The following is a 25,691-nucleotide window of genomic DNA, read 5'->3' as shown; positions in this document are numbered from 1 at the left end:
TCTGCGGTTTAGCTGGCTTCGCATATACTTTTCTCCATCAATGTGTTTGAAAGTAAGGAAATGCCATGCGTGTTCTGGTTGTGGAAGATAATGCGTTGCTGCGTCATCACCTCGCGGTACAACTGCGCGAAATGGGTCATCAGGTGGATGCCGCCGAAGATGCAAAAGAAGCGGATTATTTTCTTCAGGAACATGTGCCGGATATCGCGCTGGTCGATCTGGGCCTGCCAGACGAAGATGGCATGTCGCTGATCCGTCGCTGGCGTGGCGAAGCCATTCGTCAGCCGATTCTGGTGCTTACCGCCCGCGAAGGCTGGCAGGCGAAAGTGGAGGCGCTGGAAGCCGGTGCCGACGACTACGTCACCAAACCTTTCCATATTGAAGAAGTGGCAGCCCGGTTGCAGGCGCTGATGCGACGCAACAGCGGCCATGCTTCACAGATTATCTCGATGCCGCCATTCCAGGTTGATCTCTCCCGTCGCGAACTGACGGTGAATGAGGAGCCGGTAAAACTGACGGCGTTCGAATACACCATCGTCGAAACCCTGATCCGCAACTCCGGTAAAGTGGTCAGCAAAGATTCGCTGATGCTGCAACTCTATCCCGATGCCGAACTGCGCGAAAGTCACACCATTGATGTCCTGATGGGGCGTCTGCGCAAAAAGATTCTCGCTCTCTACCCGACTGAAGTGATCAACACGGTACGTGGTCAGGGCTATCGATTCGATCTCTGATTGATGAACTGGTTGCGACGTCTGCGTCCTTTTTCCCTGCGCGCCCGCTTTTTGCTGGCAACCGCCGCCATTGTGCTGTTCCTGTCGCTCTCCTACGGCATGGTCGCCGTCGTGGGTTATGTGGTGAGCTTCGATAAAAACACCTATCGCGTGATGCGTGGCGAAAGCAACCTGTTCTTTACCCTCGCCCAGTGGCAGGGCAATCGCCTGACCATTGCGCAGCCGGAGCGTATGACGCTCAACTTCCCGACGCTGGTATTTATCTACGACGAACACGGCAAACTGCTGTGGCAGCAGCGTGACGTACCGGACATCCGCAAAAAAATCCAGCGCGAGTGGCTGCTCAAGCCCGACTTCTACGAAATTGATACCAGCAACCGCACCAGCCTGGCGGCGATGGGCAACAGCCTGGTGGCGCAAAAACGCCTGCACGCCTGGGACACCGACAGCAACGATACCTTTACCCACTCGGTGGCGGTCAACCGTTACGATGCCACCACCAACCTGCCGGCGCTGACCATTGTGGTGGTCGATTCGATCCCGCAGGAGCTACAGCATTCGGATGTGGTGTGGTCGTGGTTCAGCTACGTGCTGGCGGCGAATTTGCTGCTGGTGATCCCACTGCTGTGGCTGGCGGCGCACTGGAGTCTGCGCCCGATCGGCCATCTCACCGCTCAGGTACGCGAACTGGAAACCGGCCAGCGGGAAAATCTCGATGATAATCCGCCGCAGGAGCTGCGCAGCCTGGTGCGCAACCTTAACCTGCTGCTCACCAACGAGCGCCAGCGCTATACACGCTACCGCACCACCCTCTCCGACCTCACCCACAGCCTGAAAACCCCGCTGGCGGTGTTGCAGAGTACGCTGCGTTCGCTGCGCAGTGGCAAAGAGCTGACGGTGGAACAGGCGGAACCGGTGATGCTGGAGCAAATCAGCCGTATCTCGCAGCAGATTGGTTATTACCTGCATCGCGCCAGTATGCAGGCGGACCACAACCCGTTGCAGCGCGATTTGCATTCGGTCTCCGCGCTGCTCGATAGCCTGTGTTCGGCGCTTAACAAGGTGTATCAGCGTAAAGGCGTTGAGATCACCCTCGATATCTCCCCCGAACTGACCTTTATCGGTGATCAAAACGACTTTATGGAAGTGCTGGGGAACGTGCTGGATAACGCCTGCAAATATTGTCTGGAGTTTATCGAAGTCAGCGCGCGACAAACCGACAAAGCCCTGCATCTGTTTATCGACGATGATGGCCCCGGCATCCCGGAAAGTAAGCGTGATTTGATCTTCGTGCGCGGTCAGCGCGCCGATACCCTGCGCCCTGGTCAGGGTTTAGGCTTAGCGGTGGTGCGCGATATCCTCGAACAGTACGCGGGTCAGGTGATCGCCACCACCAGCCCGCTGGGCGGCGCACGCATGGAAGTGATTTTCCAGCGGCAGGAAGTTGAACATCGTCGCGAGTAGAATCTCCTGCGGGCTGTTATACTTGCAGGCATTCATGGCCCTAACCGGAACTCCCTTCTATGGACTATCAGCTCGATCTAAACTGGCCCGACTTTATTCAGCGCTACTGGCAAAAACGCCCGGTGGTGCTTAAACGTGGTTTTAAAAACTTCATTGATCCTATTTCTCCTGATGAGCTGGCCGGTCTGGCAATGGAAAACGAGGTGGACAGCCGCCTGGTCAGCCATGAGAACGGCAAATGGCAGGTGAGCCACGGTCCGTTTCAGAGCTACGATCATCTCGGTGAAAACAACTGGTCGCTGCTGGTGCAGGCAGTTAACCACTGGCATGAACCTTCTGCCGCGCTGATGCGCCCGTTTCGTTTTCTACCCGACTGGCGCATCGACGATCTGATGATCTCCTTCGCCGTACCGGGCGGCGGCGTGGGTCCGCATCTCGACCAGTATGATGTGTTTATTATTCAGGGCACCGGCCGTCGTCGCTGGCGCGTTGGCGAAAAAGTGCCGATGAAGCAGCACTGCCCTCACCCCGATTTGTTACAGGTGGAACCCTTCGACGCCATCATCGATGAAGAGATGGAACCGGGCGACATTCTTTATATTCCGCCGGGCTTCCCGCACGAAGGCTATTCGCTGGAGAACGCGCTGAACTACTCGGTTGGTTTCCGTGCGCCGAGTGGACGTGAACTGATCAGCGGTTTCGCCGATCATGTGCTGGCACATGAGCTGGGCAGCTATCGCTACAGCGACCCGGATGTCCCCACCCGTGATTGCCCGTCGCAGATCCTGCCATCAGAAATTGATGGTATCCGTCAGACGATGCTGGATGTGATCAATCAGCCGGAGCAGTTTAACCAGTGGTTCGGTGAGTTTATTTCGCAGTCGCGTCACGAGCTGGATATCGCACCGCCGGAGCCACCGTATCAGCCGGATGAGATCTATGATGCGCTGCAACAGGGTGACGCACTGACGCGCCTGGGGGGGCTGCGTGTATTGACGCTGGGTGATGCGGTGTTTGTTAACGGCGAACGCGTAGCCTGCACCCGCCCGGAAGTGCTGGCTGCGCTGGCCAACCGTCAGGTGCTGACACTGGAAGATTTCGGTGATGCGCTGGACGATCCGTCACTGCTGGCGCAAATCGCGGCGCTGGTAAATAGCGGCTACTGGTTCTTTGCTGACTAAAGACGATCCTGCACAGATTCGTAGCGACGCGATTTATCGCGCGGGTTTGTGCGGAGTGAAATGGTGCGCATTAATGCGCACCCCACGGTTGCAGCGTCGCCATTTATGGCGACCCGCCGATTTATTTTTTCTCAGCCACCAGCGCGGACAAGCGCACAATCACATCTACCGCCTGCGCCATCACGTTGAGTGAGGCGAACTCGTGCTTGCCGTGATAGTTGTAGCCGCCGGTAAACAGATTCGGGCAGGGCAGCCCCTTCCATGACAGCGCCGAGCCGTCGGTGCCACCGCGAATCGGTTTGACGTTCGGTTCGATGCCACAGTCACGCATCGCCTGCAACGCCAGCTCGATAATGTGCGGATGCGGTTCCACTTTCTCGCGCATATTGCGATAGCTGTCGGAGATCTCGACTTTTACTGAGCACTCGGCATGAAGTCCTTTACTGACCCGACGGCCAATATCTTCCAGCAGCTGCTTACGTTTCGCATAATTATCGGTATCAAAATCACGGATGATATACATCATCTCGGCATGTTCCACCGTGCCCTTGATGGTATGCAGGTGGTAAAAACCTTCATAGCCTTCAGTGAACTGCGGCTTCTCATGCGCCGGAACTTCCGCATGAAAGCGCATCGCCAGATCCAGCGCATTCACCATCACCCCTTTGGCGGTGCCAGGGTGCACGTTGTTACCGGTGATTTTGACGATGGCCGAGGCGGCGTTGAAGTTTTCAAACTCGAATTCGCCGAGATCGCTACCATCGACGGTGTAAGCCCAGTCGGCAGCAAAGGCTTCCACATCAAAGAAAGAGGGGCCGCGACCAATCTCTTCGTCCGGGGTAAAGGCCACGCGGATCGCGCCGTGCGGAATGTCGCCTTTGGCGAGGCGCGCCATTGCCGTCATGATTTCCGCCACCCCGGCTTTGTCATCAGCGCCGAGCAGCGTTTTGCCGTCGGTGGTGATCAGCGTATGGCCAATCAGCTTGTGCAACACCGGGAACATCACCGGCGAAAGAATCTCGTCACCGTTGCCGAGGGCGATATCGCCGCCGCGGTAGTTCTCAATAATCTGCGGATTGACGTTTTTCGCGGTGAAATCCGGTGAGGTATCCATATGCGAGATAAAGCCAATCACGGGCGTCGGCCAGTCAACATTCGCTGGCAAGGTGCCCATCACGCAGCAATGATCGCTTAACGTGACATCCACAAAACCCAGAGCCAGCAGCTCTTCCTGTAGCTGACGTGCCAGCGTCCACTGCCCTTCGCTGCTCGGCACCTGACGTGCCTGAGGTTTTGACTGGGTTTCTACCGCCACATAACTGAGAAAGCGCTCAAGTAATTGATCCATCTGTCATCCCTCTTAAGAACCTGCATTATTATCATTGGTCACGGGTGACGCGTTGTTGCGTCAAATCATTATCCATCAGGTTAGTCCCGTCACGGTGATTTGCTTAATCCCCTTGAGCAGAAAGATCTCCCCTGCAACTGCGCATCCCCGCAGTCCGATCAGCATACTCCAACATTTTGCAGACTTTTCAAGGTTATTCCGTGTGTAAACATGGCATTGCCGCATTTTTCAGGTATTATCCCGCCCTTCATCACGGCAGGCCGTCTCCGATGGCTATGCTGTAATCAGATCCTCTCTCAGACTGAGTGACTAAAATGACGCAAACACGCGCACCACAGGCGCTGGTTACGCTTTCTGGCATCAGTAAAGCTTTTGACGGTAAATCCATCATTTCTGATTTCCAGCTGACTATCCGTCACGGCGAATTTATCACCCTGCTCGGCCCCTCCGGCTGCGGTAAAACCACCATCCTGCGCCTGATTGCCGGGCTGGAAGAGACCGACAGCGGTCGCATCATCCTTGATGATAATGACATCACCGACACCCCGGCAGAGCATCGTCACATCAACACCGTGTTCCAGAGCTACGCGCTGTTCCCGCATATGTCGGTGTTCGAAAACGTGGCCTTTGGCCTGCGGATGCAGAAAACCCCGGCTGCTGAGATCACCACGCGGGTGAATGACGCGCTGGCGATGGTGCAGCTGGAAAGTTTTGCCGATCGTCGCCCGCATCAGCTCTCCGGTGGTCAGCAACAGCGCGTGGCGATTGCCCGTGCGGTCGTGAATCGCCCGAAAGTGTTGCTGCTGGACGAGTCGCTGTCAGCGCTGGATTACAAACTGCGCAGGCAGATGCAAAACGAACTAAAAGCGTTGCAGCGTAAGCTGGGCATCACCTTTGTGTTCGTCACCCACGATCAGGAAGAAGCCCTCACCATGTCGGACCGCATCGTGGTGATGCGTGACGGGCGCATTGAGCAGGACGGCACGCCGCGCGAAATTTATGAAGAACCCGCCAACCTGTTTGTGGCGCGCTTTATCGGCGAAATTAACGTGTTTGATGCCGAGGTGCTGAACAGCGATACCCTGCCGCAGGTCCGGGCGCGGGTCGAAGGCCGGGAGTGTGATATCCACTGTCCGTTCCCGGTACAGCCCGGCGACAGGCTGCACGTACTGCTGCGCCCGGAAGATTTACGCGTGGAAGAGATTGCCGTCGACAGCCACAGCGACCAGCTGATCGGCTACGTGCGTGAACGCAACTACAAAGGCATGACGCTGGAATCCACCGTGGAACTGGAAAACGGTAAACTGCTGACGGTGAGCGAATTCTTCAATGAAGACGACCCCGATTTTGACCACTCGCTGAACCAGAAAATGGCGGTGAGCTGGGTACAAAGCTGGGAGGTGGTGCTGCCGTATGAAACTGATGCGTAATCGCCTGCAAACCGCCATCATCACCCTGATTGTCGGCTGGCTGGCGCTGTTCGTGCTGCTGCCGAACCTGATGATCTTTATCACCAGTTTCCTGACGCGTGACGATGCGCATTTCGTCAGCATGGCATTTACCCTCAGCAACTACAGCCGCCTGCTCGACCCGTTATATGCCGAAGTGCTGCTGCATTCCGTCAATATGGCGGTGATAGCCACCCTGTGCTGCCTGCTGCTCGGCTACCCCTTTGCCTGGTGCCTCACCCGATTATCGCCGCGCCTGCGCCCGCTGATGCTGTTTCTGCTGATTGTCCCCTTCTGGACCAACTCGCTGATCCGTATTTATGGCCTGAAAATTTTCCTCAGCACGCGCGGCTGGCTGAATGATTTTCTGCTGTGGCTCGGGGTGATCGATCAGCCATTTCGCATTATGTATACGCCGCAAGCGGTGATCCTTGGCCTGATCTACATTCTGCTGCCGTTTATGGTGCTGCCCCTTTACTCCAGCCTGGAGAAGCTCGATAAATCCTGCCTTGAGGCCGCGCGCGACCTCGGCGCTAACCCGCTGCAACGTTTTATCCGCATCATCCTGCCGCTGACCATGCCCGGTATCGTCGCCGGTTGCCTGCTGGTGCTGATTCCGGCGATGGGACTGTTTTACGTCTCCGATTTGATGGGCGGCGCGAAAAATCTGTTGATTGGCAACGTGATTAAAAGCCAGTTCCTGAATATTCGCGACTGGCCGTTTGGGGCCGCCACCAGCATCGTAATGACCGTGCTGATGGGGTTAATGCTGCTGGTTTACTGGCGCGCGGCGCGCCTGCTGAATAACAAAGTGGAGCTGCAATAATGGCACGCGGGTTACGCGGCGGCTTTATGGCCGTGATTTACGCCTGGTTTTATATTCCGATCATCATCCTGATCGTCAATTCGTTTAACGCCTCACGCTTTGGCATCAACTGGCAGGGCTTCAGCACCCAGTGGTACGCACTGCTGGTGAATAACGACAGCCTGTTGCAGGCGGCGCAACATTCGCTGCTGATGGGCGTGCTATCGGCCAGCTGCGCCACGCTGATCGGTTCGCTGACTGCGGTGGCGCTGTATCGTTATCGTTTTCGCGGCAAACCTTTCGTCAGCGGAATGCTGTTTGTGGTGATGATGTCGCCCGACATTGTGATGGCGATTTCGCTGCTGGTGCTGTTTATGCTGCTCGGCATCTCGCTTGGCTTCTGGTCGCTGCTGTTTTCCCACATCACCTTTTGCCTGCCGTTTGTGGTCATCACCGTCTATTCACGTCTGAAAGGATTTGATGTGCGGATGCTGGAAGCGGCAAAGGATTTGGGCGCCAGCGAAGTCACCATTTTGCGCAAAATTTTATTGCCGCTGGCGCTGCCCGCCGTGGCGGCAGGCTGGCTGCTGAGTTTCACCCTGTCGATGGACGATGTGGTGGTCTCTTCTTTCGTCACCGGCCCGACTTTTGAAATTTTACCGTTGAAAATTTATTCGATGGTTAAAGTCGGCGTATCACCCGAGGTGAATGCGCTGGCGACGATTTTGCTGCTGCTGTCGCTGCTGCTGGTGGCAGCCAGTCAGCTGTTGCTTCGTGATAAAACCAAATAGAGGACAATCCATGAAAAAATGGTCTCACTGGCTGGCGGCTGGGGCGCTGGCATTGGGGATGCAGAGCGCGCAGGCTGACGACAGCAACACGCTTTATTTCTACAACTGGACGGAATATGTGCCGCCGGGACTGCTGGAGCAGTTCACTAAAGAGACCGGCATCAAGGTGATCTACTCCACCTACGAGTCCAACGAAAGCATGTATGCCAAGCTGAAAACCTGGAAGGATGGCGCTTACGATCTGGTGGTGCCCTCAACCTACTTCGTCGCCAAAATGCGCAATGAAGGCATGTTGCAGAAGATCGATAAATCGCAGCTCAGCAATTTCCACAACCTCGATCCGAATCTGCTCAATAAGCCGTTCGATCCCAATAATGACTACTCGATCCCTTACATCTGGGGCGCGACGGCAATTGGCGTCAATACCGATGCTATCGATCCGAAAACCGTCACCCGCTGGGCCGATTTATGGAAGCCTGAGTACAAGCAGAGCCTGCTGCTGACCGATGATGCCCGCGAAGTATTCCAGATGGCGCTGCGCAAGCTGGGTTATTCGGGCAACACGCGCGATCCGAAAGAGATCACCGCGGCCTATGAAGAGTTAAGAAAGCTGATGCCGAATGTGCTGGCCTTCAACTCCGATAATCCCGGCAATCCTTATATGGAAGGTGAAGTGAACCTTGGCATGATCTGGAATGGTTCGGCTTATGTGGCGCGTCAGGCGGGCACGCCGTTGCAGGTGGTGTGGCCGAAAGAAGGCGGCATTTTCTGGATGGATAACCTGGCAATCCCGGCCAATGCGAAGAATAAGGCGGGTGCGCTGAAGCTGATCAACTTCCTGTTGCGCCCGGCCGTGGCGGCGCAGGTGGCGGAAACTATTGGTTATCCAACGCCGAATCTGGCGGCGAAGGCGCTGCTGCCGAAAGCTGTGGCGAACGATCCGTCGCTGTATCCTGCGGCTGAGGTGATTAAAAACGGCGAGTGGCAGAACGATGTCGGCGATGCCAGCGTGCAGTACGAGACGCTGTTCCAGCAGTTAAAAGCGGGACGTTAACATTGACCAGCGGCCAGGTGCGCATCAATGCGCACCCTACACGGTTATGTAGGGTCGGCATTTATGCCGACCAGGTAATAACCGCACCAGCCATGCCGACCGGGCAACACATTATTTATATAACCCACGCAAAAACGTGTGGACATACGCAGGCACCACTTCGCTCGCCAGACCGTACTGCCCCTCGGCAAACTCATTACCCACCTGGCTCGGCTCCAGATTCAACTCCACGGTATGCGCGCCCTGCAATTTCGCTTCGTGGACAAAACCGGCCGCCGGATAAACGTGCCCGGAAGTGCCAATGGCGATAAATAAATTGGCCTGCTCCAGCGCCTGATAAATCTCCTCCATCCCCAGCGGCATTTCACCGAACCACACCACATGCGGACGCAGCGCCGACGGGAACTGACAGCAGGTACAGCGATCGTCAGGGGTGATATCGTCCGTCCAGTCAATCACCTGACCGCTGTTGACACAACGCACCTTCAGCAGTTCACCGTGCATATGCAACACCCGCTGGCTACCCGCGCGTTCATGCAGATCGTCAATGTTCTGCGTCACCAGCAGGAAGTTATCACCCAGCACCTGTTCCAGCTCCGCCAGCGCCTTATGCGCTTCATTCGGCTGGATCTCCGGTTGTTGCAGCTGGCGGCGGCGCGCATTGTAAAACGCCTGCACCAGCGCCGGGTCGCGCTGAAAACCTTGCGGGGTGGCAACATCTTCCACCTGGTGATCTTCCCACAACCCATCTGCCGCACGGAAGGTACGAATTCCGGACTCAGCCGAAATCCCCGCGCCGGTCAGCACCACTACGCGCGGCTGAGGATGCGCCGCCAGCTCCTCTTTACGGTCGCGCTCAAAAATGCGCTGGCGAAAACGCTGATGCACTTTGCGGCGGGTCTTTTTGTAGCGTGCGAGTCGTACGCGGCGACGCAATGTGCGCATAAAGGCTCCTTAATCTGCGGCGCTTATCGCCGCGCTTCGGGGTTTTGTCCGGGCTGATTGCCCGATAATAGCAACGTTACTGTCCACTCAGCACGCGTGCCGGATCGATACGGCTGGCGCGGCGCGCCGGATACCAGCTGGCCAGCAGGCTCAGCACAATCGCGGTCGCCAGGACGGAAATCACATCCAGCCAGTGCAGCTCAGACGGCAGAAAATCAATGAAGTAGATATCTCCCGCCAGCAGCTGATGCCCGGTCAGATGCTCCAGCCCACGCATAATCGGCGTCAGGTTCAGCGCCACCAGCACGCCGACCACCACCCCGCTGACGCTGCCCAGCAGCCCGGCCAGCAGTCCGTACCAGATAAAGATGGCGCGGATCAGACCATCTTTCGCCCCCAGCGTGCGGAGCACCGCGATATCGCTACTTTTGTCTTTCACCGCCATCACCAGCGTTGAGACGATATTGAAACAGGCGACGCCAATCACCAGCACCATCGCCAGATACATAATGGCGCGGATCATCTGGATGTCACGGTACATATAACCATAGGTGCCAATCCAGCTGCGGATATAGACATAAGAATGGGTCACTTCCCCGGCGTCACGCACCAGTTTCTGCGCCTGGAACGGGTCATTCATCTTCAGCGCGATACCGCTGACGCTGTCGCCCATTCCCAGATAATTCTGCGCATCCGCCAGCGGCACCAGCGCCAGGCTGTGATCCAGCATCCCGCTCAGTTGCAGAATGCCGCTCACCTGCAAACGAATACGCTTCGGTTGCAGCAGCTTATTCTCGCCATCATTGTTGGGGATCATGATGGTGATCCAGTCACCCTGTTTGACGTTCAGCGAGGTGGCGATGCCGCCGCCAAGAATGATCTGTTGCTTACCGGCAGCAAATTGCGACCAGGCGTTATCCGCCACAAAGCGTGGCAGCGCGCTCAGACGTGGTTCCTGCTGCGGATCGACGCCTTTCACCTGCAACGCCTGCAACTTCGCACCGCTCTCAATCAAGCCGGTAAAGTTAACGTAGGGTGCGGCAGCAGCGATGCCGGGCACCTTTTCAATTGGCGCAATCATCGGCTGCCAGTTGTGGAACGGCTGATTAACCGGCTCGATTTCACCGTGCGGCACCACCGCCAGAATACGGTTGTTGAGTTCGCGTTCGAAGCCGTTCATCGCGCTCAGGCCGATGATCAGTACCGCTACGCCGAGGGCGATACCCACAGTGGAGATAATTGAAATCAGCGACACCATGCCGCCGCGCCGACGGCCGCGACTAAAACGCAGCCCGAGCAGCAGGGATAACGAAGGCGTCATTACAGCGCCCCCAGCGTTGGATGATCGCTCAGCTGTCCATCACGCATCTCCATCTGACGGCTGAGGCGTTTTGCCAGCTGCAAATCGTGCGTCACCACCAGAAAGGCGGTGCCCTGACGGGTATTCAGTTCGCCCAGCAGTTCAAAGATGGCATCGGCGTTGCGCGCATCGAGGTTCCCCGTCGGCTCATCCGCCATCACCAGACGCGGACGATTGACCAGCGCGCGGGCAATCGCCACACGCTGCCGCTCACCGCCTGACAACTCAGAAGGCCGGTGCGCGGCGCGTTTTTCCAGCCCAACCGCCGCCAGCATTTCGCGCGCGCGCGCCTCCGCTTCGCCCTTCGCGCTTTTACCAATCAGCAGCGGCATCGCCACGTTTTCCAGCGCGGTGAAGTCCGGCAGCAGATGGTGAAACTGATAAATAAAGCCCAGCTCGCGGTTACGCAGCTCCGCTTTGGCCGAGGAGGACATGGCGTTAAGCGACCTGCCATCAAAAATCACATCGCCGGAGGTGGGCGCATCCAGCCCGCCCAGCAGGTGCAGCAGGGTACTTTTGCCGGAACCGGAACTGCCGACAATCGCCGTCAGCTCACCCGGTTGCAGGCTGAAAGCCACATTGCGCAGCACATCGGTCTGCACGCTGCCTTCCTGATAGCGTTTACACAGGTCACGGCACTGCAACAAAGGGGTGTTACTCATAACGTAAAGCCTCAGCGGGTTGAACGGCGGCAGCGCGCCATGACGGATAAAGAGTGGAAAGTAACGCCACGGCCATCGACACCAGCGCGATGGTAATCACCTGCCAGATATTGATGTCCACCGGCAGCGCAGCGCCATCAAGGAACAGGCCAATCACCGGCAGCAGATGGTTCAGCTGGCTGGCCAGCAACACCCCGAGCAGCGTACCAAGCAGCGTGCCGATAATGCCCGCGCTGGCCCCCTGCACCATAAACACCGCCACAATCTGACGGCGGGTCAAGCCCTGGGTTTGCAGAATCGCCACTTCGCCCTGCTTCTCCATAATCAGCAGGCCAAGTGAGGTAATGATGTTAAACGCCGCCACGGCGATGATCAGGCTGAGCAGCAGCCCCATCATATTTTTCTCCATCCGCACCGCCTGGAACAGATCGCCTTTGCGCTCGCGCCAGTCTTTCCATACCAGGCCATCGGCCAGCTTCTGCTGGCTCAGCGCATCAACGTTGAGCGGCTTATCCAGCCACAGACGCCAGCCGGTGATATTGCCGAGCGGATAACGCATCACGCGCGAGGCATCCTGCTGATTGACCAGAATCTGGTAGCCATCCACTTCGCTATTGGCGGCATAGGTGCCCGCCACGGTAAAGATACGCTGGCTGGGTACGCGCCCCACCGGTGTGAACTGGCTCACCGACGGCACCATCAGGCGCAGCTGATCGCCGCGTTTGACGCCGAGCTGCCCGGCCAGCTGCTCGCCGAGGATCACATTATATTGCCCCGGTTGCAGCACGCTTTGCTCCGTGTTGACCAGATAAGGCGTCAGGGGATCGTTTTCGTCGGGATTGATACCGAGCATCACCCCGACCGAGACGTTGTGGGCGCTCTGCAACACCACATCGGAGGTGGTAAGCGGCGCGACGCGCGTGACGCCTTGCAGGTTAAGGCTCTGCGGCGTCAGCTGTTGCGGATTGATGCTGCCTTTATCGCTGGTCACCAGCGCCTGCGGCATCAGGCCGAGGATATTGCCCTCCAGCTCGCGCTCGAAGCCGTTCATCACGGACAGCACCGTTACCAGCGCCAGCACGCCCAGCGTGATGCCGATGGTCGAGAGCCAGGAGACGAAGCGACCGAAGCGGTCTGAGGCACGTCCACGCATGTAGCGCAGGCCGATGAATAACGCGACTGGTTGATACATGAGATCCGTCTTGGCAGTAGCCTGAAAATAAGTAGAGGGATGATAAAGGAGCCGTCTGCTTTATGAAACCTCTAACCCTCTGAGTCTGTGGCAAAGTTGCGTCAAAATACGACGCGAAACGCCGTGGTGCATATAAAAGCGACAAAATAATGACGTTTTTTGTACGATTATTCGGAATTCGCTGGGGTAGACTGAATAGCGTAGTAACTTTTTAGCGTCAGGCGCAGGAGTACAGCAACCATGTTCAGATTTCCCAAAGGCAGTATTGTGAAACACAAATCGGGAGAGATTAAAGGCGAGATTGTTAACGTTTTTGAACAGGGAAATGCGCCAACCGGCTATTACGTGAAGTGGGATGACGGCAACCACAGCTACCATCTGGAACAGGAGCTGATCTGGGCCAACGTTGACCGCCCGCGTATGCACTATACACAGCAATCGATTAAGTAACGCAACCGGGCATAAGCGAGGAAAAAAGCACCGCGACAGGTGATCCTCAGGGCGGATTATGGAATGATGACGCCCTGGAATAAAAGGAGAGAATGTCGAGCCCCCATGTCCGAACAGAGTCGTTATACCCTGCCAGCCAAAGCCGGTGACCATCGCCAGCTGGGCCAACTGGTGGGTGCCGCGCAGGCGGTTGAGTGTGCCAGCATCACCGAACGTCATAAAGGTCCGGTGTTGATGATCACCCCGGATATGCAATCTGCCCTGCGCCTGCAGGAAGAAATCCGCCAGTTCACCGATCTGCCGGTCAGTAACCTCGCCGACTGGGAAACGCTGCCCTATGACAGCTTCTCGCCGCATCAGGACATTATCTCCGCCCGTCTGTCCACCCTGTACCAGCTGCCGACCCTGACGCACGGTATGCTGATTATGCCGGTGAACACGCTGATGCAGCGCGTTTGCCCGCACAGCTTCCTGCACGGCCATGCGCTGGTGATGCAGCAGGGGCAAAAACTGTCACGCGATGCCTTGCGCGATCAGCTGGAGCAGGCCGGGTATCGTCATGTGGATCAGGTGATGGAGCACGGCGAGTACGCCACCCGCGGCGCGCTGCTCGACCTGTTCCCGATGGGCAGCGAGCAGCCTTATCGCATCGATTTCTTCGATGATGAAATCGACAGCCTGCGTCTGTTCGATGTCGACAGCCAGCGCACGCTGGAAGCGGTTGAGGCGATTAACCTGCTGCCGGCACACGAATTTCCCACCGACAAAGCCGCCATTGAACAGTTCCGCAGCGCCTGGCGTGAGAAATTCGATGTGCGCCGCGAAGCCGAGCATATTTATCAGCAGGTGAGCAAAGGCACCCTGCCCGCCGGGATTGAATACTGGCAGCCGCTGTTTTTCACCCAGCAATTACCCACGCTGTTCAGCTATCTGCCCGCCAATACGCTGATTCTGAATAGCGGCGACCTGGAAGGCAGCGCGCAACGTTTCTGGCAGGACATCAATGCCCGCTTCGAAAATCGCCGTATCGATCCGATGCGTCCGCTGCTGGAGCCGGTTGAACTCTGGCTGCGCCCCGATGCGCTGCTGGGCGAACTGAAAGCCTGGCCGCGTATTCAGCTCAGCGGCGAAACCCTCGCCGACAAAGCCGCCAATACCAATCTCGGTTATCAGCCGCTGCCGGAACTGACCGTGCAGGCGCAGGCAAAAGCGCCGCTCGATCTGCTGCGTCAGTTTATTGAGCAATTCGCCGGTTCGGTGGTGTTCTCGGTTGAGAGCGAAGGCCGCCGCGAAAGTTTGCAAGAGCTGCTGGCGCGCATCAAGCTGCGCCCGCAGCCGATTGTCCGCCTGGCAGACGCCAGCCAGCAGCCGCACAGCCTGATGATTGGCGCCAGCGAGCGTGGCTTTATCGACAGCCAGCGTCAGCTGGCGTTTATCTGCGAAAGCGACCTGCTCGGCGAGCGCGTCAGCCGCCGTCGTCAGGACAATCGCCGCACCATCAACCCGGATGTGCTGATCCGCAACCTCGCGGAGCTGCATCCCGGCCAGCCGGTGGTGCACCTGGAGCATGGCGTCGGGCGTTATATCGGCCTGACCACGCTGGAAGCCGGCGGCATTGAAGCCGAATATCTGATGCTCTCCTACGCCGGTGACGCCAAACTTTACGTGCCGGTGTCGTCGCTGCATCTGATCAGTCGCTATGCCGGTGGCGCCGATGAAAACGCGCCGCTGCACAAGCTGGGCAGCGATGCCTGGTCACGCGCACGCCAGAAAGCGGCGGAAAAGGTACGCGATGTGGCCGCCGAGCTGCTGGATATCTATGCCCAGCGCGCGGCCAAAACCGGCTTTGCCTTTAAGCACGATCGTGACCAGTATCAGCTGTTCTGTGAAGGCTTCCCGTTCGAAACCACGCCGGACCAGGCGCAGGCCATCAACGCGGTGCTGAGCGATATGTGCCAGCCGCTGGCGATGGATCGTCTGGTGTGCGGCGATGTCGGCTTCGGTAAAACCGAGGTGGCGATGCGCGCCGCGTTTCTGGCGGTGGAAAACGGTAAGCAGGTGGCGGTGCTGGTCCCCACCACCCTGCTGGCCCAGCAGCATTACGATAATTTCCGCGACCGCTTCGCCAACTGGCCGGTGCGCATTGAGATGCTGTCGCGCTTCCGTAGCGCCAAAGAGCAGAACCAGATCCTGGAGCAGGCGGCAGAGGGCAAAGTCGATATTCTGATCGGCACCCATAAGCTGCTGATGAGCGACCTGAAATGGCGCGATCTCGGCCTGCTGATTGTCGATGAAGAACACCGCTTTGGCGTACGCCATAAGGAACGCATCAAAGCGATGCGCGCCGATGTTGATATTCTGACGCTCACCGCCACGCCGATCCCGCGAACCCTGAATATGGCGATGAGCGGTATGCGCGATCTGTCGATTATCGCCACGCCACCCGCCCGCCGTCTGGCGGTGAAAACCTTCGTGCGGGAATACGACAGCCTGGTGGTACGCGAAGCGATTCTGCGTGAGGTGCTGCGCGGCGGCCAGGTTTATTACCTGTACAACGATGTTGAAAACATTGAGAAAGCGGCTCAGCGGCTGGCGGAACTGGTGCCGGAAGCGCGTATCGCCATTGGTCATGGCCAGATGCGCGAGCGCGATCTGGAACGGGTGATGAATGATTTCCACCATCAGCGCTTCAACGTGCTGGTGTGTACCACCATTATCGAAACCGGCATCGACATCCCCAGCGCCAACACCATTATCATCGAACGCGCCGACCATTTTGGCCTGGCGCAGTTGCACCAGCTGCGTGGTCGTGTCGGACGTTCGCACCATCAGGCTTACGCCTGGCTGCTGACGCCGCATCCAAAAGCCATGACCACCGATGCGCAGAAACGCCTCGAAGCCATCGCGTCGCTGGAAGATTTGGGTGCCGGCTTTGCGCTGGCAACCCACGATCTGGAGATCCGCGGTGCCGGTGAACTGCTCGGCGAGGATCAGAGCGGCCAGATGGAGACCATCGGCTTCACCCTGTATATGGAGCTGCTGGAGAGTGCCGTTGACGCGCTGAAGGCCGGTCGTGAGCCGTCGCTGGAGGATCTCACCAGCAACCAGACCGAAATTGAGCTGCGTATGCCTGCGCTGCTGCCGGATGATTTTATCCCGGATGTGAACACCCGTCTGTCGTTGTATAAACGCATCGCCAGCGCCAACGATGATGGCGAACTGGCTGAGTTGAAGGTCGAGATGATCGACCGTTTCGGCACCCTGCCCGATGCAGCACGTAACCTGCTGGATATCGCGGCCTTGCGTTTAGTGGCGCGTCAGTTGGGCGTGCGCCGGGTTGAAGCCAGCGAAAAAGGCGGCTTCTTTGAGTTCGCGCCGCAGAATCATGTCGATCCTGGCTGGCTGATTGGTCTGCTGCAAAAAGATCCGAAGCAATGGAAGCTGGACGGCCCGACGCGGCTGAAGTTCACCCGCGATTTGGCTGAACGTAAAATGCGCATGGAGTGGGTGCAGAATTTCGTCAGCGATCTGATGAAGAATCGGGTCTGACGCACTAAAATCGCGCCGCTACGGTTGCCTGCGGTCTGTAGCGGTGCGATTTATCGCGCGTCAAAGAGTATTCTTCTGGTTACAGGGGGGTACTGATTCGAGACACGCACCTGCAACCAGAATTATTTAAAGCAGGAATTACTGCTTACTTACTAAGCTAATCGAAGAGGAAATGTTTGTATTCCCTCCCGCGCTACTCCCCGCCACGGTACTGACATCCACTGTACTGCCAATCCATTTTACATCTTTCGGTGCGCTGAAGTTTTTAGTCACTCCGATAGTGAAGGAGCCTCCCGCAGGGAACCAATTTTTATGGACCGGCACTCTGATTTGCCCTTCAAATCCTGCCGGCACCTTACGATAAGAGCCAAATTTGGTCCTCTCTTTATTGAGCACAGCAATATAGTAATCTCCGTCGCTTTCAGGCGTTTTATAAACAATGTCAAATGCGGTTTCGCCATTACCCGCCTGGTCGGAAGAAAGTTCATTGCTGCCATTCAGCACAACACCTTCTTCAAAAAATTCGCAGCTATTATCTGTAATACGATAGGTTTTACTTTCTGTTAATGACGCCAGAGAGGGACACATCACGAATTTGTCACCAACAATACCAGAGCCAAAATAAACTTTGCTATCTATCTTATCACCATAACGGACGTTGGCCGTCTTCCATGCGCCGCTATCTCCTGTATACATATTTATCCCATTGGGAGCAATACCAGGCTTATAATCAGAAGATATTATTTTATCATTAACAAAAGTAATGACTTTGACAGAGTCAGATGTATCATTTAAAAATCTGACCACGGGAGAATTAATGGGGGTGTAGTTACCTTTTTTGTAAGAACAACCCTCGCCATTGCCTTGCAGATGAAATCCATCATGTTTGCTAACTATCAAACCGTAACTGCATCCAGTACCGTTTACAATAGTCTCATCCAGTACCCCATCCACAATAAATCTTATCGGAGCGCCCTTATTCGCGTCTTTGACATTATCAAAGTAACTTAGAATATCACTGGAACCTCCGGGATTGCGCTCAACGTAAAAACCTTTTCCTTCCACCTGAATATGCAAATCGTCAGGGTTATCAATATTGATAGAAATTGCCGTGTCGGCAATAGCCGTGGAGAGCATGAATGGACTTGCGAGAAGAAAAAATATATTTTTTTTCATTTAAATAATCCAAAATAAAAAATAAAGAAGATATTAACATGCGGGTTATCGCATAAAGGACAATAACACCCATGCATATCGAAAATTATTTAACTCATGTAAAAATCATGAAATACAGCAAATCATATTAAATTTCTCATATCTGATTGGAATGTTCTTAATCCTTCTACGTCTCCCTGTACTGGATAACTCATGGATTACTGACTATCTTTCTCACCAGTCTATTTTTGTGCTGGTGTGTTTATGCTGTTTCGCAAGGAAGTCAGTGAACATTTGCAGTCACGTTATGCCGGACCGATTCTGCTCGTCGCGGGCTGGCCAGTATGGATAACGCTGTGTATCACCCTGCTGTTTCTTACCGCGCTGCTGCTTTTTCTGTGGCAAGGCAGCTACACGCGCCGGACCAGTGTCAATGGTGAAGTCATCACCTGGCCGCACACCATTAACCTGTTTGCCCCACAGCAGGGGGTGGTTTCCCGCCTGCTGGTCTCCACCGGGCAGGTCGTCAGCGCCGGTACGCCGCTTTATGCGCTGGATACCAGCCGCGTCTCTCCCTCCGGCAATCTCAGCGCGACCACGCTGGGCTTACTGAAAAAACAGCAACAGCAAATGGCGAATATGCTGCACCAGCTGGAGCAGGACCGCCATGCCACGCTGGTCAGCATTCAGCAGCAGCTTGACCAGCTGCGCGACGCGCGTCTGAAAACCCAGCAGATGGTGGACTCGGCGGGTGACGGACTCAAGGTGATGCGAGCCAGCATGAATGACTACAACCGTTATCTGCAACGCGGACTGATTACCACTGACCAGCAAAACAACCAGCGCTATTTGTTTTATCAACAGCTGAGCGTCTGGCACAGCCTGAACTCACAGCAGGTTGAGCAGGATATGAAGATTGCTGACCTCCTCAGCCAGCAGGTCACGCGCGCGGCGGAGTTTGACGGGCAGATGGCGCAGTACAACATTCATCTCGCCGATATCGAACAAAAGATTGCGGAAACTGATGCCGGCGGTGAGCGGCTGATTACCGCGCCTGCAGCCGGACGTATTTCTTCATTGAGCGTCACGGAAGGACAGATGGTCAGCGACGGCGACAGCCTGGCGCAGCTAGTGCCTGCGGGAGACGATATCCCCAGTCTGGTTATCTGGCTACCCAATGACAGCGTGCCTTACATCAAACCCGGCGACGTGATTAACATCAGTTATGCCGCCTATCCGGCTGAAAAATATGGCCAGTTTCCCGGCAGGGTGTTGTCGATCTCCTCTGCGCCGGTGCCGTCCCGTGAGCTGAACAATTATGGCAGCGCCCCGCGCTTGCCCGACGGTCAGATTTCTGGCGCATGGTTTAAAGCCAGCGTGGCGTTAACTCATCCCAGCCTCCACTGGCGCGGAGAGCATCTGCCGCTGGCCAGCGGGATGCAGCTACAGGCGACGGTCTTTCTCGAAAAGCGCCCGCTATATCAGTGGATGCTGTCACCCTATTATTTCCTGAAAAAAAGCATGACGGGGCCACTCAGTGACGAACGGTGAAATGAAAGAATTGTTCTCCCGCCTGCATATCAACCTCCGACGTCGTATGCCGGTCATGCTGCAAACAGAAGCGGCGGAATGTGGCCTCGTCAGCCTTGCCATGATCGCCAGCTGGTATCAGTTGCCCGCCGATCTGCGGTTTTTACGCCAGCATTCCGGCATCTCCTCGCGCGGTGCGACATTACGCACCGTGATCGATACCGCGTCGGTGGCTGGGCTGAAATCGCGCGCGCTACGTCTGGATATCGACAATCTCGGCGCCCTTAAGCTGCCCTGTATTCTGCACTGGGATTTAAATCATTTTGTGGTGCTGGTCGCGGTGCGCCGCAACCGCGTGGTGATCCATGACCCGGCGGCGGGCTATCGCGTCCTCGGGATGCAGGAGGTCTCCCTGCATTTCACCGGGGTGGCGCTGGAGCTATGGCCAGCGGGCGAGATCCCTAAAAGCGCCCCTCCCCGTCCCCGTTTACCGCTCTGGTCCCTGACGGGACGTATTGCCGGTCTGGGTGCGACGCTCACCAAATTGTTTTGTTTCTCCCTGCTTATTGAGTCAGCCAGCCTGCTGTTACCCGTCGGGATGCAGATGGTGCTGGATCATGCCATTCCGGCCAGCGATGCGGGGCTGCTGACGCTGATTTGCCTTGGGCTGCTGTTTATCGTCCTGTTCCGTACCGGCGCCAGTATGCTCAGAGGCTGGACGTCGCTGGTGATGAGTACCCTGATTAATGTGCAGGGCAAAGCGAGGTTGTTTGATCATCTGCTCGGATTGCCGACGGACTGGTTTGAAAAACGCCAACTGGGGGATATTCAGTCGCGCTTTACCTCGCTGGAGAAATTGCAAACCACCCTCACCAGCAATGTGGTCAGCGGCATCATGGATAGCATTATGACCCTGGGGCTGATAATCATGATGTTGCTGTATGGCGGCAGCCTGTTATGGGTGGTGCTGGCGTTTACCCTGCTCTGGAGCCTGTTCCGCATGGCAACTTACCAGGCATGGCGCCAGGCGTCTGAGGAGCAGATCGTCAGAACGGCCCGTTCCGGCTCGCATTTTATGGAAACGCTGTATGGCATCCATACCATTAAGGCGCTGGGACTCGCGACTCTGCGAGCGCAGCACTGGCTAAACCTGAATGTCGAAAGCGCGAACGCCACGGTGCGTACCACGCGCTATGAAATGCTGTTTTCGGGCGGCAACACCCTGATTAGCATGTTGCAACAGATTACTTTGCTGTGGCTGGGGGCAAATCAGGTGATTGCCGGGCATATGACGCTGGGGATGTTTGTCGCCTTCAGCACCTACCGGGGGCAATTCGCGGACCGCACGGCAACCCTGCTGGATACCCTGTTGCAGTTACGTATGCTGTCGCTGCACAAGGAGCGCGTGGCGGATATCCTCCTGACCGAACCGGAAAGCCCCCCCGGCGAGCCGGTTTATCCGCTGCTAAGCCACGGGCAAGCGGCGGCGCTGTCGGTCAAAGGACTCACCTTCCGTCACGACCCGTTTAGCCCCCTGTTGTTTAGCGAGCTGGATCTTACGATTGGTGCCGGAGAGTGTGTCGCCATCACCGGCCCCTCCGGCCGGGGGAAAACCACGCTGATCAGGATTATGGCCGGTCTGCTAAAGCCCACCGCCGGGGCGGTGTATGTCAATGGCATTGATATTCGCGCCAGCGGCATTGCCAACTGGCAGGCCTGCATCGCCTGTGTGTTGCAGGACGATACGTTGCTGGCTGGCTCGGTAGCGGAGAATATCTGCGCATTTGATAGTCAGCCGGATGATGGCTGGATACAAACCTGTGCCAGCCTGAGCCAGATCCATGACGACATCCTGGCGATGCCGATGGGCTATCAAACGCTGATCGGTGAACTGGGGAGTAGTCTGTCTGGGGGGCAAAAGCAGCGGCTGCTGATCGCGCGCGCATTGTATCGTCGTCCTCAGGTGTTATTTCTGGATGAAGCAACCAGCCACCTTGATGCAGATAATGAGTACCGGATAAATGCCGCCATCCAGGCGTTGAATATCACCCGCGTGATGATTGCGCACCGACCATCGACCATCGCATCGGCAGATCGGGTGATTGATATGGGCGCATGGCCGCAGAGGCCATAAATTATTTAGGACAGAACTGAGTTTATAACGAAATTATTCTTTTGCGCATTGATAGTTATATCTCAACATCCGAATTCATAACGGAGAGTTATTTTCACCTGAAAATAATCACTTTATTTTTAGGGCCATTTATTTTTATAAATATCTTTTCATTCATCGAATGCCGTCTATTCTTAATATGAGGTTTCGAAATGAAAGCTCTTTTCCAAATATCGTTATCATCCAGTCAACCATTTTCGATAATCTGGAGTCTGACTATGAACGAATCAATGCGTGAACTCTCTGAGCAGGAAATTTCTCAGGTTAGCGGCGGTGCGCTTTCTATTCCCGGCATCGCAGATGTCAGCGGCGTAGTGGGTAGTGTCACCACCACGGTTACCGGTTTACTCGGTTCAGTGTTATCAACTGTCGGTGGCGTAGTGAGTGGTCTTGGCTCATCACTGAGTGGACTAACCAACAATTCAGGTCTTTGATTTTAAAAAATCAATTTTCTGAAAAGCCTCAGGGAGGAGGCGTTAAATATATTTAACCCACCTGAATAAATAATAATATCCAGAACCAACCTGCCCGACGCGCCATTGATTTCCGTGCGCGCTGTGAAACGGTGCGCATAAATGCGCACCCTACAGTTGCAGGGTCGCCATTTATGGCAACCGAATCAATAATCACATCCGGCAACAGTCTGCCCGGTGCGTATAAATACGCCATTGATTTCCGTGCGCGCTATGAAACGGTGCGCATAAATGCGCACCCTACAGTTACAGGGTCGTCATTTATGGCAACCGAATCAATAATCACATCCGGCAACAGTCTGCCCGGTGCGCATAAATGCGCACCCTACTGTTGTAGGGTCGTCATTTATGGCGACCGAATTAACGTCAATGATTACCGCAGGGAAATTATTCAAATTTGGGGGCTATCCATAAGGATGCCCCCTGCTGTGAAGTGTCTTTGCCCAATCAGGCCTGATTCGAATTCAGGATCAGCTGACCATTACGGTCGAGCGGAATGCGGGTACCAGGGTCATTCTCCATACGGATTTTGCCCTGCTGGTCGCCTATTTTATAGGTCACGTCATAACCCAGCATTTTTTCCTGTTTATCGTATACCGTTTTGCAACGCTGCTCCGTGGTGGTATAGGTGTCACGATCCTGCATCCCTGCCTGCACCTGGTTACCGGCATAACCGCCAGCCAGCGCTCCGGCTACCGTCGCCACACTTCTGCCGCGTCCGCCGCCAAACTGGTGACCGAGCACGCCACCCGCTACCGCACCCAGCACAGAACCGGTCAGTCGGTTCTCATCCTGCACCGGACGACGATGAGTTAAAGTGACATTGCGACAATCCTGTCGCGGCTGCTTAATGCTCTCTTTAATCGGCGTCGCCGAAATCACCTGAGCATACTGCGGGCCACGGTCAAAGACATCCATGCTGGCGACAGCGGCAACGCCTAATGCTGCTGCCACGCCAATACCGATACCCGCTAACATTGATTTGTTCACAGGAATGTCCTCCTGATAAGTGTTACCGCGCATTCCTGCCGCTACAGCATCCTGTTGCAGCCGGGGCATAACCGGCGTGCGCGACGCGCCGTGTTTGTGAGATAAGTTTTACAGATGGCCCGATTTTGCAACATCAGATTAATGGAGGAAACGCGATGCATGGCCGTCAGGGCCAGCTTTTTCAGAGAGTTCTGAGAAGAGAGAAAAACCGCCATTCCCATCAGCGTAACTTACGCATTTCAATGAGTTAAGGCGGTTGCAGGCGAGGCTGAGCGGCCTGAACCGCCCGGCATCTATCAGTGCAGCTTAAGGCGCGGACGCAGTACGCGGTTCAGGCTACCCACCAGCATCATCAGGCCGGTTTTGAAATAACCGTGGAGCGCAATCTGGTGCATACGATACAGGGAAATATAAACGAAACGGGCAATACGCCCTTCCACCATCATCGAGCCACGCATCAGGTTACCCATCAGGCTGCCCACGGTGCTGAAGCGCGACAGCGACACCAGCGAGCCGTGATCTTTGTAGACGTAGGCTTTCAGCGGCTTGTCTTTCATCTGGGCAAGGATGTTTTCCAGCGCGCGTGACGCCATCTGATGCGCTGACTGCGCGCGTGGCGGTACAAACCCACCGGATGGCAGCGCACAGGAGGCGCAGTCACCGATGGCGTAGATATCGTCATCGCGCGTGGTTTGCAGCGTGTCTTTCACCACCAGTTGGTTGATACGGTTGGTTTCCAGCCCGCCAATCTCTTTCAGGAAGTCCGGCGCTTTGATACCCGCCGCCCACACCATCAGATCGGCTTCGATAAACTCGCCGCCTTTGGTATTCAGGCCGTTTGCGTCGGCGCTGGTGACCATGGTCTGGGTCAGCACGCGCACGCCAAGTTTAGTCAGCTCCTGATGGGCCGCCGCAGAGATACGCGGCGGCAGTGCAGGCAGGATACGCTCACCCGCTTCCACCAGCGTGACGTTGAGCGCCGAGCTGTCCAGACCTTTGTAGCCATAGCTGTGCAGCTGTTTCACCGCGTTGTGCAGCTCCGCCGACAGTTCAACGCCGGTCGCACCGCCGCCCACGATGGCGATGTTCACTTTCTGCAAACGCCCTTCGCTGGCAGAGAATTTCAGGAACAGGTTAAGCATTTCGTTGTGGAAACGACGCGCCTGATGCGGGTTATCGAGGAAGATGCAGTGATCTTTGATACCCGGCGTGCCGAAATCATTTGAGGTGCTGCCCAGCGCCATCACCAGCGTGTCATACGCCAGCTCACGCTGCGGGACTAATACGCCACCGTCGGCGTCGAGGATCTCGGCCAGTTCGATGGTTTTGTTATCGCGGTTGATGTGGGTCAGTGAACCGAGCTGGAACTGGAAGCTGTGATTACGCGCATGGGCCAGGTAGCTCAGCGCATCAATCCCTTCGTCCATGGAGCCGGTCGCAACTTCATGCAACAGCGGTTTCCACAGATGGCTATGGTTACGATCAACCAGAATGATCTCGGCTTTCTTTTTCCGGCCCAGCTTATGTCCGAGCTGGGTGGCCAGCTCTAAGCCGCCGGCACCGCCGCCGACAATAACGATTTTTTTCATAGACGTAGTCAACAAAGACCCCCTCAAAGTTGTAAACCAAAAGTTAATTAATGGTTATTAAAAACCTTAATAAACATAGGGTTGGCGACATTAAATCGCGAGCTGGGGGCAGAATATCATGGCGGGATCGGGATATCACAACAAAATTGATGTACATCAATCTTTCAAGGACATTATCGGAATGTTACACAAACTTTGCGCCGCATCATGCGGCGCAGCCAGGATTACCCCAGCATTTTGAAGGCTTTTATCCGTTGCAGATGCGGCGCAATGTTCTTGAATTTATGGCTGGCGGCTTCGTCCCAGACAATTTCATAGAAGTGATGGAGTTGCGCCGCGGTGCGCTGATTGTCCAGCGCTTCATCATGACGCGACAGGATGGTGAGGCAGCGGTCGCGGTTCTTTTCGCGAAAGTTGCTCACGCATTTGGTGGCGATATCGACATACTCTTCCGGCCGGTCAATCTTGCCTTCCATGTTCTCTTCGGGAAACAGGTTGGGATTAAAGATCACCTGACGCAGGCCACACAGGAAGCCAATGCGTTCCGCCCAGTAGCCACCGAGCCCCACGCCGCAAATCAGCGGATGGGCATCGGCGGCCTGTTGCAGCAGCTTGTCGCACTCTTTCAGCAGAAACTGCATATCGTGTTTGGGGTGACGGGTGCTGTAACTGATCAGCCTGACATCCGGGTCAATAAATTGCAGTTGCAGCACCTTTTCATGGTTGCCCGGACTGTTGGAGTCGAAACCGTGCAGATAGATGATCATGATTATCCTCAGCGTGGTGAACGTTCCGGGC

General features: G+C 55.9%; 21 protein-coding genes. 12 read left to right on the top strand and 9 right to left on the bottom strand.

Annotated elements, in window-relative coordinates:
• The first annotated feature begins 65 nt into the window (after positions 1-65).
• The 3 genes from phoP to AC6I8V_RS07805 are packed head-to-tail and all read left to right on the top strand — an operon-like array spanning position 66 to position 3,379.
• Complete coding sequence (gene phoP / locus AC6I8V_RS07815; protein WP_497845313.1) at positions 66-734, top strand: two-component system response regulator PhoP; 669 nt, start codon at positions 66-68, stop codon at positions 732-734.
• 3 nt (positions 735-737) lie between these two features.
• Positions 738-2,198 (top strand): two-component system sensor histidine kinase PhoQ, encoded by a 1,461-nt coding sequence (gene phoQ / locus AC6I8V_RS07810; RefSeq protein WP_497845312.1) that lies wholly within the window; start codon positions 738-740, stop codon positions 2,196-2,198.
• A gap of 59 nt (positions 2,199-2,257) precedes the next feature.
• A complete protein-coding gene (locus AC6I8V_RS07805; RefSeq protein WP_497845311.1) occupies positions 2,258-3,379 on the top strand; it encodes a ribosomal protein uL16 3-hydroxylase in 1,122 nt (373 codons plus the stop codon).
• Between the two features lie 121 nt (positions 3,380-3,500).
• Here the strand turns inward: AC6I8V_RS07805 and pepT are convergent, their stop codons facing one another.
• Positions 3,501-4,727, bottom strand: a complete 1,227-nt coding sequence (pepT, locus tag AC6I8V_RS07800) for a peptidase T (protein ID WP_497845310.1) — start codon at positions 4,725-4,727, stop codon at positions 3,501-3,503.
• Positions 4,728-5,041: 314 nt separating this feature from the next.
• Between pepT and potA the strand changes: the two genes are divergently transcribed.
• From potA to potD, 4 genes are read left to right on the top strand one after another with little or no spacing between them, the layout of a single operon-like run.
• Positions 5,042-6,157, top strand: coding sequence for a spermidine/putrescine ABC transporter ATP-binding protein PotA (potA, locus tag AC6I8V_RS07795; RefSeq protein WP_497845309.1), 1,116 nt, complete (start codon positions 5,042-5,044; stop codon positions 6,155-6,157).
• Positions 6,141-7,001, top strand: a complete 861-nt coding sequence (gene potB / locus AC6I8V_RS07790; protein WP_497845308.1) for a spermidine/putrescine ABC transporter permease PotB — start codon at positions 6,141-6,143, stop codon at positions 6,999-7,001. The genes potA and potB overlap by 17 nt, the downstream gene beginning before the upstream one ends.
• Positions 6,998-7,771, top strand: coding sequence for a spermidine/putrescine ABC transporter permease PotC (gene potC / locus AC6I8V_RS07785; protein WP_497845788.1), 774 nt, complete (start codon positions 6,998-7,000; stop codon positions 7,769-7,771). Before potB ends, potC begins: the two co-directional genes overlap by 4 nt.
• 10 nt (positions 7,772-7,781) lie before the next feature.
• On the top strand, positions 7,782-8,825 hold the full coding sequence (gene potD, locus AC6I8V_RS07780; protein ID WP_497845307.1) for a spermidine/putrescine ABC transporter substrate-binding protein PotD: 1,044 nt from the start codon (positions 7,782-7,784) through the stop codon (positions 8,823-8,825).
• A 111-nt stretch (positions 8,826-8,936) separates the two neighbouring features.
• Here the strand turns inward: potD and cobB are convergent, their stop codons facing one another.
• The 4 genes from cobB to lolC form a co-directional block, all read right to left on the bottom strand.
• Positions 8,937-9,770 (bottom strand): Sir2 family NAD+-dependent deacetylase, encoded by an 834-nt coding sequence (gene cobB / locus AC6I8V_RS07775; RefSeq protein WP_497845306.1) that lies wholly within the window; start codon positions 9,768-9,770, stop codon positions 8,937-8,939.
• Positions 9,771-9,846: 76 nt separating this feature from the next.
• Positions 9,847-11,091, bottom strand: coding sequence for a lipoprotein-releasing ABC transporter permease subunit LolE (gene lolE, locus AC6I8V_RS07770; RefSeq protein ID WP_497845305.1), 1,245 nt, complete (start codon positions 11,089-11,091; stop codon positions 9,847-9,849).
• Positions 11,091-11,792 (bottom strand): lipoprotein-releasing ABC transporter ATP-binding protein LolD, encoded by a 702-nt coding sequence (gene lolD, locus AC6I8V_RS07765; RefSeq protein ID WP_497845304.1) that lies wholly within the window; start codon positions 11,790-11,792, stop codon positions 11,091-11,093. The genes lolE and lolD overlap by 1 nt, the downstream gene beginning before the upstream one ends.
• Complete coding sequence (gene lolC / locus AC6I8V_RS07760) at positions 11,785-12,984, bottom strand: lipoprotein-releasing ABC transporter permease subunit LolC (RefSeq protein ID WP_497845303.1); 1,200 nt, start codon at positions 12,982-12,984, stop codon at positions 11,785-11,787. The genes lolD and lolC overlap by 8 nt, the downstream gene beginning before the upstream one ends.
• A gap of 240 nt (positions 12,985-13,224) precedes the next feature.
• Between lolC and AC6I8V_RS07755 the strand changes: the two genes are divergently transcribed.
• Positions 13,225-13,434 (top strand): hypothetical protein, encoded by a 210-nt coding sequence (locus AC6I8V_RS07755; RefSeq protein ID WP_497845302.1) that lies wholly within the window; start codon positions 13,225-13,227, stop codon positions 13,432-13,434.
• Positions 13,435-13,539: 105 nt separating this feature from the next.
• The gene (gene mfd / locus AC6I8V_RS07750; RefSeq protein WP_497845301.1) at positions 13,540-16,983 is read left to right on the top strand and encodes a transcription-repair coupling factor; all 3,444 of its coding nucleotides are present in this window, start codon (positions 13,540-13,542) and stop codon (positions 16,981-16,983) included.
• Positions 16,984-17,121: 138 nt separating this feature from the next.
• Here mfd and AC6I8V_RS07745 read toward each other — a convergent pair whose 3' ends face one another.
• Entirely contained in the window at positions 17,122-18,159 is a 1,038-nt protein-coding gene (locus AC6I8V_RS07745; protein WP_497845300.1) for a hypothetical protein, read from the bottom strand.
• 243 nt (positions 18,160-18,402) lie between these two features.
• Here AC6I8V_RS07745 and AC6I8V_RS07740 point away from each other — a divergent pair, with 243 nt between their 5' ends.
• From AC6I8V_RS07740 to AC6I8V_RS07730, 3 genes are all read left to right on the top strand, one after another.
• Positions 18,403-19,689, top strand: a complete 1,287-nt coding sequence (locus tag AC6I8V_RS07740) for an HlyD family secretion protein (RefSeq protein WP_497845299.1) — start codon at positions 18,403-18,405, stop codon at positions 19,687-19,689.
• Positions 19,676-21,802 (top strand): peptidase domain-containing ABC transporter, encoded by a 2,127-nt coding sequence (locus tag AC6I8V_RS07735; RefSeq protein WP_497845298.1) that lies wholly within the window; start codon positions 19,676-19,678, stop codon positions 21,800-21,802. The genes AC6I8V_RS07740 and AC6I8V_RS07735 overlap by 14 nt, the downstream gene beginning before the upstream one ends.
• A 257-nt stretch (positions 21,803-22,059) precedes the next feature.
• Complete coding sequence (locus AC6I8V_RS07730; protein ID WP_497845297.1) at positions 22,060-22,275, top strand: hypothetical protein; 216 nt, start codon at positions 22,060-22,062, stop codon at positions 22,273-22,275.
• A 486-nt stretch (positions 22,276-22,761) separates the two neighbouring features.
• On the opposite strand, the gene AC6I8V_RS07725 is transcribed toward AC6I8V_RS07730, so the two are convergent.
• From AC6I8V_RS07725 to ycfP, 3 genes are all read right to left on the bottom strand, one after another.
• On the bottom strand, positions 22,762-23,304 hold the full coding sequence (locus AC6I8V_RS07725; RefSeq protein ID WP_497845296.1) for a glycine zipper 2TM domain-containing protein: 543 nt from the start codon (positions 23,302-23,304) through the stop codon (positions 22,762-22,764).
• Between the two features lie 296 nt (positions 23,305-23,600).
• Positions 23,601-24,905: an NAD(P)/FAD-dependent oxidoreductase gene (locus AC6I8V_RS07720; RefSeq protein WP_497845295.1), complete on the bottom strand. Its 1,305-nt coding sequence runs from the start codon at positions 24,903-24,905 to the stop codon at positions 23,601-23,603.
• Between the two features lie 212 nt (positions 24,906-25,117).
• Positions 25,118-25,660, bottom strand: a complete 543-nt coding sequence (ycfP, locus tag AC6I8V_RS07715; RefSeq protein ID WP_497845294.1) for an alpha/beta hydrolase YcfP — start codon at positions 25,658-25,660, stop codon at positions 25,118-25,120.
• Positions 25,661-25,691 lie beyond the last annotated feature (31 nt).

This window comes from Pantoea sp. X-Soil-TKNS-1207 (assembly GCF_059730485.1).
Note: the sequence above shows the minus strand (reverse complement) of the source record. Positions and strands in the feature narration are given on the sequence as shown.

What these genes read in the sequence shown, in the direction of transcription:
- phoP (WP_497845313.1), top strand. Translation starts at nt 66, where the DNA reads ATGCGTGTTCTGGTTGTGGAAGATAATGCGTTGCTGCGTCATCACCTC.
- phoQ (WP_497845312.1), top strand. Translation starts at nt 738, where the DNA reads ATGAACTGGTTGCGACGTCTGCGTCCTTTTTCCCTGCGCGCCCGCTTT.
- AC6I8V_RS07805 (WP_497845311.1), top strand. Translation starts at nt 2,258, where the DNA reads ATGGACTATCAGCTCGATCTAAACTGGCCCGACTTTATTCAGCGCTAC.
- pepT (WP_497845310.1), bottom strand. Translation starts at nt 4,727, where the DNA reads ATGGATCAATTACTTGAGCGCTTTCTCAGTTATGTGGCGGTAGAAACC.
- potA (WP_497845309.1), top strand. Translation starts at nt 5,042, where the DNA reads ATGACGCAAACACGCGCACCACAGGCGCTGGTTACGCTTTCTGGCATC.
- potB (WP_497845308.1), top strand. Translation starts at nt 6,141, where the DNA reads ATGAAACTGATGCGTAATCGCCTGCAAACCGCCATCATCACCCTGATT.
- potD (WP_497845307.1), top strand. Translation starts at nt 7,782, where the DNA reads ATGAAAAAATGGTCTCACTGGCTGGCGGCTGGGGCGCTGGCATTGGGG.
- cobB (WP_497845306.1), bottom strand. Translation starts at nt 9,770, where the DNA reads ATGCGCACATTGCGTCGCCGCGTACGACTCGCACGCTACAAAAAGACC.
- lolE (WP_497845305.1), bottom strand. Translation starts at nt 11,091, where the DNA reads ATGACGCCTTCGTTATCCCTGCTGCTCGGGCTGCGTTTTAGTCGCGGC.
- lolD (WP_497845304.1), bottom strand. Translation starts at nt 11,792, where the DNA reads ATGAGTAACACCCCTTTGTTGCAGTGCCGTGACCTGTGTAAACGCTAT.
- lolC (WP_497845303.1), bottom strand. Translation starts at nt 12,984, where the DNA reads ATGTATCAACCAGTCGCGTTATTCATCGGCCTGCGCTACATGCGTGGA.
- AC6I8V_RS07755 (WP_497845302.1), top strand. Translation starts at nt 13,225, where the DNA reads ATGTTCAGATTTCCCAAAGGCAGTATTGTGAAACACAAATCGGGAGAG.
- mfd (WP_497845301.1), top strand. Translation starts at nt 13,540, where the DNA reads ATGTCCGAACAGAGTCGTTATACCCTGCCAGCCAAAGCCGGTGACCAT.
- AC6I8V_RS07745 (WP_497845300.1), bottom strand. Translation starts at nt 18,159, where the DNA reads ATGAAAAAAAATATATTTTTTCTTCTCGCAAGTCCATTCATGCTCTCC.
- AC6I8V_RS07740 (WP_497845299.1), top strand. Translation starts at nt 18,403, where the DNA reads ATGCTGTTTCGCAAGGAAGTCAGTGAACATTTGCAGTCACGTTATGCC.
- AC6I8V_RS07730 (WP_497845297.1), top strand. Translation starts at nt 22,060, where the DNA reads ATGAACGAATCAATGCGTGAACTCTCTGAGCAGGAAATTTCTCAGGTT.
- ycfP (WP_497845294.1), bottom strand. Translation starts at nt 25,660, where the DNA reads ATGATCATCTATCTGCACGGTTTCGACTCCAACAGTCCGGGCAACCAT.